Below are 2367 nucleotides of genomic sequence, written 5' to 3'. Positions count from 1 at the left end.
TGTCCAGGTACTCCTCTGGGTGCACCACCGAGTACGAAGTTGTGTGCACCACAGCTCAGGCCACGTCGGTGTCCCGCTCGATGGCCTGGAGGCGGTTCTTGAGCCGGTAGCTGTTGCCGTTGATCGGGACGACTTCGCAGTGGTGCAAGAGCCGGTCGAGGATCGCGGTGGCCAGTACCTCGTCGCCGAAGACCTGGCCCCATTCACCGAAGGTCTTGTTCGAGGTCAGAATGATCGAGCCCTTTTCGTAACGCTTGGAGATCACCTGGAAGACCAGGTTCGCCTCGGCCCGCTCCAGAGGCTGGTAGCCCACCTCGTCGACCACGAGAACGGCGGGCCGGAGGTAGCTGGTGAGCTTACTGATCAGACGGCCCTGGTCCTCCGCGGCCTTGAGATGACGGACCATGTCGTCGAGGCTGGTGAAGTAGATCGAGTAGCCGGCCCGGCAGGCCGCGACGGCCAGGGCGACGGCGATGTGCGTCTTGCCGACGCCGGGCGGCCCGAGCAGAGCGACGTTGGCCTTCTCCTCGACGAAGGAGAGGGTGGCCAGGTCCTTGACCTTGCGCGGGTCAAGCTCGGGCTGGAAGGAGAAGTCGTAGTCCTCCAGCGTCTTGTGGTGCGGCAGCTTCGACAACCGCAGGCCGTTGCGGAAGCGGCGGTCGTCGCGGACAGCGAGTTCCTCGGACAGCACCAGATCGAGCAGGTCGAGGTAGCCCATCTTGGCCTCATCCGCCCGCTGGATGTACTGGTTCAGGGCCTCGGCCAGGTGCGGCAGGCCGAGCTTGGCGGCGGTGGTGCGGATGCGGGTGCTGGTCAGCTCGCTCAACGGATTTCCTTGCTGGCGGAGTTGGCAGTAAAGGGGCGGGTGCCGGTCAGCTCGTCGTAGACCGACAGCGGACGGCGGCCCACCTCGACATTCGCGGCGGCGGCCCGGTTCAGCAGAGCCTGCAGCGGTCCCGCCTCGGGCCCGACTGCCTGGTCGCGTCGGGGCAAGGGCAGAGCGTCGCAGGTGGTGACGCGGCGGCCGGCGCCGGTGGGAAGGCCGTCCCAGTGAGTCTCATCCACGATGCGGGCGCCTCGGCCAACGGCCCGCGGGTGGACGGCCAACAAGGTCTGGCCACCTGTGCCGGGGGCGGTTGAATACAGGCTGACCTGCGACTTCGTGGCCCGGATCTCGACCAGCTGACGGGGTCGGACCTTGCGGGCGGGAACGGAGTAGAGGTTCGCGTCGAAGGCGACCAGGCAGTCCTTGCCGACGTGCCGCAGGTGCCGCTGCGTGACCACATACGGGGTCGCCGGCAGCGGACGAAGGGCCATGTGGTCGCGCACGGCCCGGTGTCCGATGACTTCGCCGTGGGTGCCGTGGACCTTCGCCCGCCGCAGCGGCACCCAGGCGGCGAAGGCAGCGTTCATCTCCTCGATGGAAGAGAAGGCCCGACCGGCCAGGACGTGGTCACGGACGATGTTCACCTGCCGCTCGACCCGCCCCTTGCCCTGCGGCCGGTAGGCAGCCAGCACGTCGACGTCGAAGTCGTAGTGCCCGGCGAAGGCGACCGCCTCCGGGTGCAGCGGAACCGCCTCACCGGGAGCGACGTGCCGGCGCACGACCGTCTTGGTGCGGTCATAGACGATGCTCATCGGCACCCCGCCGAAGTGCGCGAACGCGGCCCGGTGGCAGTCGAAGAACGTGGCCAGGTCCTGGCTGGTGGTGAAGCAGCAGAACGGGTCGCGTGAGTACGACAGCGTCATGTGGAACGAGTAGACCTTCGGGATGCCGACATGGGCGAGGACCTTGCCTTCGTCTCCCCAGTCGACCTGGGCCTGAGCACCAGGGACGACCTCGAAGCGCCGGTGCAGGCCCGCCAGCTCACCCGGACTGATGCCCATTTCCTCCGCGATCCGGGGCCGGGCCTCCTGCAGATAGAGCTTCACCCGCTGGTAGTTGATGCTGACCCCGTACTCCTGGGTCAGGCGCTCGTGGATCACCCTTCCCTTGAGCAGGATCTCGGACCTGAGCATCGCGTCGATCAGCGGCGCGACCTCGTCCACCACCCGCCGAGGCCTCTGATCTGCTGCTTCTCTCTTCGGCGGCGCGACCAATGCGGGGTCCTTGAGGTACTTGCTGACCGTCCGGCGGTTCAGCCCAGTCTCCTTCGCGATCTCCCGCAGACTCATCGCACCGGACTCGTACAGCGGACGAAACCGCCTCAACTCCAGCCAGCGATGCGGATCCAAGACCACCGTCAGCCGCCTCCCTGCCACCCCGAACCGACAGCAGCAGACTCACGGCCGACGCCCCGTCACCGCATCAACAATGGTGCACTTTCATCCGTACGAGGTGGTGCACGTTCGCTTGTACGCCGACAC

Annotated in this window: 2 protein-coding genes; both read right to left on the bottom strand. The window is 67.0% G+C overall.

The features are described 5' to 3' along the window. Positions 1–55: 55 nt before the first annotated feature. The gene (gene istB / locus IO33_RS0141765; protein ID WP_031174301.1) at positions 56–826 is read right to left on the bottom strand and encodes an IS21-like element helper ATPase IstB; all 771 of its coding nucleotides are present in this window, start codon (positions 824–826) and stop codon (positions 56–58) included. Then, entirely contained in the window at positions 823–2175 is a 1353-nt protein-coding gene (istA, locus tag IO33_RS0141760) for an IS21 family transposase (RefSeq protein WP_425348009.1), read from the bottom strand. The genes istB and istA overlap by 4 nt, the downstream gene beginning before the upstream one ends. Between the last annotated feature and the right edge of the window lie 192 nt (positions 2176–2367).

The sequence above is a fragment of the Streptomyces durhamensis genome, assembly GCF_000725475.1.
Lineage (GTDB): Bacteria > Actinomycetota > Actinomycetes > Streptomycetales > Streptomycetaceae > Streptomyces > Streptomyces filipinensis.
Note: the sequence above shows the minus strand (reverse complement) of the source record. Positions and strands in the feature narration are given on the sequence as shown.

Bases quoted from the DNA above. Each gene is read 5' to 3' on its own strand.
- istA (WP_425348009.1), bottom strand. From the start codon at position 2,175: ATGAGTCTGCGGGAGATCGCGAAGGAGACTGGGCTGAACCGCCGGACG.